This is a genomic window from Erythrobacter donghaensis (genome assembly GCF_001557325.1).
Lineage (GTDB): Bacteria > Pseudomonadota > Alphaproteobacteria > Sphingomonadales > Sphingomonadaceae > Erythrobacter > Erythrobacter donghaensis_B.
In genome coordinates, this window is sequence record NZ_LSJS01000097.1 from 26,395 (window position 1) to 33,546 (window position 7,152).

A 7,152-nucleotide genomic window follows, 5' to 3' on the forward strand; every position below is an offset into this window, starting at 1 on the left:
ATAAGACACATGCTCAACGCCCTTGCCTATCTCGTCGGCCTTGTCAGCCTGGTGATCGTCATCCCCGCGCAGGTTCCGTTCTTCGGCTGGGGCAACTGGTTCGCACTGCCGCTGATCGTGGTGGGCGTCATTCTCGGCGCGCTGTCCTCGAAGGACGGGGGGCGCAACTTCTGCCTAGTGGTGCTGCTGATCGCGGGCGTGCGGCTGACGCTGGGCGGCGGGATCTTCTAACGCTCCGCCAGCGCAAGCCGCGCCGCCTTGGCGAAGAGCGTCGCAAGCCCCGCCTCGCCGATCCGCTCCACCGGCCACCACTGCCCCGCCCCGCGCGGCTGCGACAGGGTTTCGAGCGCCTGCACCTCGAGCGTCAGGTGGGCATGGGTGAAGCCGTGCCGCACCGCGCCCAAGCGCCGCCATTCGCCCGCGAGCGGCGCCTTGCCCGAGCCATCCCCCTGGGCGCTCCAGCCATCGTCGGGCAGCGCACGCATCCCGCCGAGCATCCCCTCGAGCGGGCGCGTGACGAGCCACACCTGCGTGCCCCGCGCGCGGGTGATCCAGAAGGCGGTGCCGCGCCGCTCGGGCACCTGTTTCTTGGGGGGCTTCACCGGCAGGCGTTCGGGCTCGCCGGAAAGGCGGCCGGCGCAGCTGTCGGCGAGCGGGCACAGCAGGCAGCGCGGCGCCCGAGTGGTGCAAACGTGGCTGCCGAGATCCATCATCGCTTGCGCGAAGTCGCCCGCGCGGCTGTCCGGCGTGACGGTGGCCGCGGCGGCGCGGATCGCTTTCCTCGCCCCCGGCAGCGGTTCGGCAATGGCGAACAGCCGCGCCACCACCCGCTCGACATTGGCATCGACCACCACCGCGCGCCGCCCGAAGGCGATCGCCGCCACAGCAGCGGCGGTGTAGTCGCCGAGGCCGGGGAGCGCGCGCAATTCGGCTTCGGTCGAGGGAAACCCGCCCCGCTCCGCCACGGCGCGCGCGCATTTCAGAAGGTTGCGGGCGCGCGAATAGTAGCCGAGCCCCGCCCATGCCGCCATGACGTCATCATCCGGGGCGGCCGCGAGCGCCTCGACCGTCGGCCAGATGTCCAGAAACTTCGCGAAATAGGGCTTCACCGCCGCCACGGTGGTCTGCTGGAGCATCACCTCGGACAGCCACACGCGGTAGGGCCATGCCGGGTCTTTCGGCAGCGGCGCTCCCGGCGGCAGACGCCACGGCAGGTCGCGCGCATTGCGGTCATACCATTCGAGCAGATTCTCCGAGATACTGGCAGTCACGCGCGGCCTATGGCATGGCGGGCGGACCCATGAAAAGCGGCACACCCAAGACTCCCAAACCTTATACCCGCCCCCGCGGTCAGGAGGCGAAGGCGATCGGCGATCTCATGCCCGAGATCGGCCGCACCGCCTTCCGCCGCTTCGGCTTCGTGCAAAGCTCGGTCGTCACCCGCTGGCCCGAGATCGTCGGGCCGAAGCACGCCCGCGTGTGCAGCCCCGAGGCGATCCGCTTTCCCCCGGGCGAGAAGGCCGAAGGCATCCTCCAACTGGTCGTGATCCCGGCCCACGCGCCGCTCATCACCCAGGTGATCCCGGAAATCATCGAGCGGGTGAACCGCTTCTTCGGCTACCGCGCCGTCGCCCGCGTCAAGCTGCGGCACGGGGCGGTCACGCCCCCTGCGGACGGCCGCCCCGCCAAGGCCCCGCCCTCGCTGAAGCCGATCCCGCTGGAATTGGGCGACAGCTTGCGCGATATCGGCGACCCGGAACTGCGCACCGTGCTCGAATCGCTCGCCCGCAGCCTCTCGAACAGCGAAACCACGACCCCACCGGAAGACGACCCCTCATGCTGAAGCCCCTCCTCACCGCCGCCGCCGCTGCCCTGATGCTCGCGACCGGCGTTGCCGCCGCACAGGATCTTTCGCGACCCGAGAGCAGCTTCGGGCCCAAGCCCAAGGCCGGCAACTGGCAGAACACCGTCACCCGCACCGAACGCGGCCACCTGATCGGCAACCCCGAGGCCAAGACCACGCTGGTCGAGTTCATCAGCTACACCTGCCCGCACTGCGCCGATTTCGCCGCGCGCGGCGAGCCGGCGCTCGATGTGGTGTTGCTCGGCCCGGGCAAGCTGACCGTCGAGGTGCGCCCGAGGATCCACAATGGGCTCGATCTTGCCGTGACGCTGCTCGCCAATTGCGGCGATCCGGCGCAGTTCAAGGTGCGGCACCGCACGCTGATCCTCGCCCAGGCCGACTGGCTCGGCAAGGCGCGCGCCGCCCCGCAGAGCCAGCAGGCGATCTGGCAGCGCGGCGACCGGGGCGGCCGCCAGAACGCCGCGAGCGCGCTGGGTCTCACCGCGATGCTCGCCGCCAAGGGACAGTCCAAGGCCGAGCTCGACGCCTGCGTCGCCGACGACGCTGCCGCGCAAGAGTTGCTCCGCAACGACGAGGCCGACACCGCCGAATTCGGCGTCAACAGCACGCCGAGCTTCGCGATGGACGGCAAGCTGCTCGCCGATGTCCACAGCTGGGAGGCGCTCTACCCGCTGCTGCGGACGCGGTTCACCGCCAAGGCCGACTGACGCGCCCACAGCTTGTTCACACCCCTGGCGCGGCCATGCTTGCTGGCAAGGCGCGCGCGGGGCTATCCTTTCCCCCCCTCCTTAGCGAACGCCCGAGGATTACCGATGACCCTGACCCGCTTCTTCTCGCTCTGCCTTGCCGCCATCGCGCCGCTCCTGCTCGCGGCCTGCGGCGGGGAAGCCACCTCCGATGGTGCCAGCAGCGAGCCGCTGCCGATCGTCGCGCCGCCGGCGGGCACGACCTGGTCGCAGAAGGCCGTCGCGACCGAAAAGGGCGGCTACCTCGTCGGCAACCCCGATGCACCGATCAAGCTGGTCGAATACGGCTCGCTCACCTGCCCGGCCTGCGCACGCTTTTCCGAAGAAGCGATGAAGCCGCTGATGGAGCAATACGTCAATTCGGGGCGCGTCAGCTTCGAATTCCGCAGCTTTGTGATCCACGGCCCGCTCGACCTTGCGCTGACCCGCCTGATCGGCTGCTCGGCGCCCGAGGCCGCAATTCCTCTTGCCGACCAGATCTGGGCCAATCTCGGCCCGATCCAGCAGCGCGCCTTTGCCAATGAATCCGCGCTCGCCGATCTCAACACCTTCCCCGAGAACGAGCGCTTCGTGCGCTTCGGCGAGCTGACCGGCCTCTACGAATTCTTCGCCGCGCGCGGGATCAGCGCGGATCAGGCCCGCACCTGCCTTGGCGATTTCGCCAGCCTCGAGAAGATCTCGAAGATTTCGGAAGCTTACGGCACCGAGGACAACATCAGCCAGACCCCGACCTTCGTGCTCAACGGCAACAAGGTCGAAGGCAGCTCCTGGGCCGACCTCGAACCCAAGCTCCAGCGCGCCGGCGCGCGCTGAGGCGGCACGCGGGGGCGCGACAGCATCGCAATGCAGATCCACCGGCTCAAGCTGAGCGGCTTCAAGAGCTTCGTCGAGCCGGCGGAACTGCGCATCGAGCCCGGACTGACCGGCGTCGTCGGCCCCAATGGCTGCGGCAAATCGAACCTCCTCGAAGCGATTCGCTGGGTCATGGGAGAAACCTCGGCCAAGTCGATGCGCTCAGGGGGAATGGAGGACGTGATCTTTGCGGGCACCTCCACCCGCCCCCCGCGCGATTTTGCCGAAGTCGTGCTCCACGCCTCGGATGACGGCGGCGAGGAGCTGGTCGTCACCCGCCGGATCGAGCGCGGCGCGGGATCGGCCTACCGCGTCAATGGGAGGGACGTGCGCGCCAAGGATGTGGCGCTCACCTTCGCCGATGCCGCGACCGGCGCGCACTCCCCCGCGCTCGTCAGTCAGGGCAAGATCGCGCAGGTGATCGCTGCCAAGCCCGCCGAGCGCCGCGCCATGCTCGAGGAGGCGGCGGGGATCGCGGGCCTCCACGTCCGCCGCAAGGATGCCGAAAGCAAGCTGCGCGCCGCCGAGACCAACCTCGCGCGGCTCGAGGACCTCATGGCGGGGCTCGACGCGCAGATCGCCTCGCTCAAGCGCCAGGCCAAGCAGGCCGAGCGCTACACCGAACTCACCAATCGCATTCAGGCCGCCGAAGCGCGGCTGCTGTTCGCGCGCTGGCGCGAGGCGGCCGCTGCCGCCAAGGCCGCGCGCGCCGCCGCCGAGGGTGCCGAGGCGCGGGTCGCCGAGGCGCAGAAGGCGGTCGAGGTGGTGCAGAAGGAGCAGGCAGAGGCCGCCGCAGCCCTCGCCGAAGCGCGCGATGAACTTGCCGACCGGCGCGATGATGCCAGCGCGCACGGGCACCGGATGGCGGCTCTGGCGGAAAAGCTCGATGCCGCCGAGACCCGGCTGCGCGATCTCGAGCGCCAGCGGGTGCGGCTCGAGGAAGACCGCTCGGATGCCGACCGCCTGACCAGCGCCGCAGTCGAGGCGCTGGCGCGGCTCACGCAGGAACTTGAAGTCAGTCGGGCGGCGGCAGCAGCGGCCGAGGCCGCGCGGCCCCTGCTCGCCGAGAAGGCCGAGGACAGGGAACGCGCCAGCCGCGCGGCCGAACTCGCGCTCGCCAAGGCCACCGCCGATCAGGCCGGCGTCGAGGCCGAATGGCGCGTTGCCGAAGCCGCGGTCGAGCAGGCACAGGCCCGCCTCGCCCGGATCGAGGCCGAGGCCGCCCGCCTCGCCCGCACCCGCGCTGAACTCGAAAGCGCGGGCGATCCGGAAGCCGACGTGATCGCCGCGCGCGAAGCTGCGGACGAAGCGGCCGACAACCTCGCCCGCCTACGCGCAAAGCTCGCCGAAGATCAGGCGCGCAAGGCCGACCTGCAAGTCCGGCGTGACGAAGTCGCCAGCGCTCTCGCCGCTGCGCGCGCTGAACTGGCAGGCGTCGAGCGCGAGCACACCGCCCTCGCCCGCGACCGTGAGGCGCGTGCCAAGCGCGAGGCCGGGCGGCAGGGCATGGCGACCCCGCTCGACCGGGTGACCGTCACCCCCGGCTATGAACGCGCGCTCGCCGCGGTGCTGGGGCGCGACGGAAAGTCGCCTTTGGGCGCGCCCGCTGGCACGCCGGACGGGAGGTTCTGGACCGGGGCGGCTGCGCCGCAACCGGTCGCCGACAGCCTCGCCAAGCGCCTGCCGCAATGCCCCGAGGAACTCGCCGCGCGCCTCGCGCTGGTGCACTGCGTCGATGCCGACGATGGCCGCACGCTCGCCCCCGGCGAATGGCTGGTGACCCGCGCCGGCCACCTCAGGCGATGGGACGGTTTCGTCGCGCGCGGCGAAGGGGCGGCGGAGGCCGCGCAGCTCGAAGCCGCCAACCGGCTCGCCGAACTCGAAGCCGCCCTTCCCCCCTTGCGCGAAGCCGTCGCCCGTGCCGAGGCCGAGGACAAGGGTTGCCGCGAGGAACTCGCCAGCTTGCAGACCGGCCTCGTCGCGCAGGAACGCGGCATCGCGGGCGCGATCGAGGCCGAGCGGCAGGCGCTGCGCCGTCTCGATCAGGCTGAAGCCGCCAAGGAACGCCTTGCCGCGCGCCTCGCCGAACTTGCCGCCAGCGCCACCGACATCGAGGCCCAGATCGCCGCCGCGCGCGAAGACGTCGCCGCAGCCGAGGCCGCCCGCGAAAAGCTCCCCGCCCGCGATGCAGGCCGGGCTGCGCTCGATGCGGCGCAAGCGAAGAACGCCGCCGCCCGCGCGGCGGTGCAGGCTGCGCTGGCTGATCTCGCCGCGCAGGATCAGGCGCTCGCCGTCGCGCGCGAGCGGCTCGCCGGGCAGCAGGCCGACCACGCCGGCTGGCAGGCGCGCGCGTCGGACGCCGAGCGGCGCATGGCCGAAACCGGCCGCCGCCTCGCCGAGATTGCCGAGGAGCACGCCGTCATCGCCGCCAAGCCCGCCGCGCTCGCCGCCGAGATCGAGGCGGGCGAGGCCACACGCACGCGGCTCGCCGCCGAACTCGCCGAGGTCGACGCCGTGATGCGCGAGGCAGACAGCCGCCAGCGCGCCGCCGACACCGCGCTCGCGCAATGCACCGAGGTCCTCGCCCAGGCCCGCGAAACCCGCGCCAGCCTTGCCGCGCGCGCCGAGAACGAGGAACTGCGCCGCGCCGAGATGGCGCGCATCTCGGGCGAACGCTTCCAGTGCCCCCCGCCGCTGCTCGGGACACGCTTCGGCTTCGAGGAAAGCGACCTTGCGCAGGCCGCGCAGGAATCCGAGGAGCTCGATAAGCTCACCGCCGCGCGCGAACGGATCGGCCCCGTCAACCTCGTCGCCGCCGACGAACTCGCCCGGATCGAGGCCGAACACGGATCGTCAGCCGAGGAACAGGCCGAACTGGTCGAGGCGATCGCGCGGCTGAGGGGCTCGATCGGCAACCTCAACCGGGAGGGCCGCGAGCGGCTGCGCGCCGCTTTCGAGGCGGTAGACGGGCATTTCCGGGTGTTGTTCACCCGGTTGTTCGAGGGGGGCCAAGCACACCTTGCGCTGGTCGATTCGGACGATCCGCTCGAGGCCGGTCTCGAAATCTACGCCCAGCCGCCGGGCAAGCGGTTGCAATCGCTGTCGCTGCTGTCCGGCGGCGAGCAGGCGCTGACCGCAACCGCGCTGATCTTCGCGCTGTTCCTCACCAACCCCGCCCCGATCTGCGTGCTCGACGAGGTCGATGCGCCATTGGATGACGCGAACGTCGAGCGCTTTTGCGACCTGCTCGAATCGATGGTCGCGACCACCACCACCCGCTACCTGATCGTCACCCACAACGCGGTGACGATGAGCCGGATGCACCGCCTGTTCGGGGTGACGATGGCGGAGAAAGGCGTCTCGCGGCTGGTGAGCGTCGATCTCGGAGAGGCGGCGCTGCTGGCGGCGGAGTAGGCCCTTAAGCCTCCAGCGCCGCCGCGAGCCGTGCGCGCACCGCCTTGAGCCCGGCGATCACCTCGCCCATTTCCGGCCCTTCGGCGACAGCAATTCGCACCCCCGGTGCGGCGCCCTCGATAGCGTCGGCACGCCGGTCGCCCGCGCGCCGGTCGTCCCTGCGGCGGTCCAGCGGGGAGCGAGCGGCCGAACGCAGCACCGCCTCGGCACCTTTCAGAGTGTAGCCCTCGCGGTTGACCAGCCGGTCGACTGTCTCTTATACACATCTCCGAGCCC

Annotated in this window: 7 protein-coding genes; 5 read left to right on the forward strand and 2 right to left on the reverse strand. The window is 71.1% G+C overall.

Translation table 11 applies throughout. From position 1 onward, the window contains the following. The first annotated feature begins 9 nt into the window (after positions 1-9). The gene (locus AX692_RS05265) at positions 10-231 is read left to right on the forward strand and encodes a hypothetical protein (RefSeq protein WP_073976008.1); all 222 of its coding nucleotides are present in this window, start codon (positions 10-12) and stop codon (positions 229-231) included. On the opposite strand, the gene AX692_RS05270 is transcribed toward AX692_RS05265, so the two are convergent. Beyond that, on the reverse strand, positions 228-1,271 hold the full coding sequence (locus AX692_RS05270) for an A/G-specific adenine glycosylase (RefSeq protein ID WP_073977069.1): 1,044 nt from the start codon (positions 1,269-1,271) through the stop codon (positions 228-230). The two genes, AX692_RS05265 and AX692_RS05270, sit on opposite strands and share 4 nt — an antisense overlap. 29 nt (positions 1,272-1,300) lie before the next feature. On the opposite strand from AX692_RS05270, the gene AX692_RS05275 reads away from it, so the two are divergent. From AX692_RS05275 to AX692_RS05290, 4 genes are all read left to right on the forward strand, one after another. After that, positions 1,301-1,843, forward strand: a complete 543-nt coding sequence (locus AX692_RS05275; protein WP_230959465.1) for a DUF721 domain-containing protein — start codon at positions 1,301-1,303, stop codon at positions 1,841-1,843. Then, a complete protein-coding gene (locus AX692_RS05280; RefSeq protein WP_073976077.1) occupies positions 1,837-2,571 on the forward strand; it encodes a thioredoxin domain-containing protein in 735 nt (244 codons plus the stop codon). Before AX692_RS05275 ends, AX692_RS05280 begins: the two co-directional genes overlap by 7 nt. A gap of 105 nt (positions 2,572-2,676) precedes the next feature. Continuing rightward, the gene (locus AX692_RS05285) at positions 2,677-3,423 is read left to right on the forward strand and encodes a DsbA family protein (protein ID WP_073976076.1); all 747 of its coding nucleotides are present in this window, start codon (positions 2,677-2,679) and stop codon (positions 3,421-3,423) included. Positions 3,424-3,453: 30 nt separating this feature from the next. After that, positions 3,454-6,876: a chromosome segregation SMC family protein gene (locus AX692_RS05290; protein WP_073976075.1), complete on the forward strand. Its 3,423-nt coding sequence runs from the start codon at positions 3,454-3,456 to the stop codon at positions 6,874-6,876. A 4-nt stretch (positions 6,877-6,880) separates the two neighbouring features. Here the strand turns inward: AX692_RS05290 and AX692_RS05295 are convergent, their stop codons facing one another. Next, positions 6,881-7,075 carry a hypothetical protein gene (locus AX692_RS05295; protein WP_073977581.1) on the reverse strand — a complete coding sequence of 65 codons (195 nt, stop codon included), beginning with the start codon at positions 7,073-7,075 and terminating at the stop codon, positions 6,881-6,883. Positions 7,076-7,152: the final 77 nt, after the last annotated feature.

Coding starts and splice junctions, on each gene's coding strand:
- AX692_RS05265 (WP_073976008.1), top strand. CDS start 10: ATGCTCAACGCCCTTGCCTATCTCGTCGGCCTTGTCAGCCTGGTGATC.
- AX692_RS05275 (WP_230959465.1), top strand. CDS start 1,301: ATGAAAAGCGGCACACCCAAGACTCCCAAACCTTATACCCGCCCCCGC.
- AX692_RS05280 (WP_073976077.1), top strand. CDS start 1,837: ATGCTGAAGCCCCTCCTCACCGCCGCCGCCGCTGCCCTGATGCTCGCG.
- AX692_RS05285 (WP_073976076.1), top strand. CDS start 2,677: ATGACCCTGACCCGCTTCTTCTCGCTCTGCCTTGCCGCCATCGCGCCG.
- AX692_RS05290 (WP_073976075.1), top strand. CDS start 3,454: ATGCAGATCCACCGGCTCAAGCTGAGCGGCTTCAAGAGCTTCGTCGAG.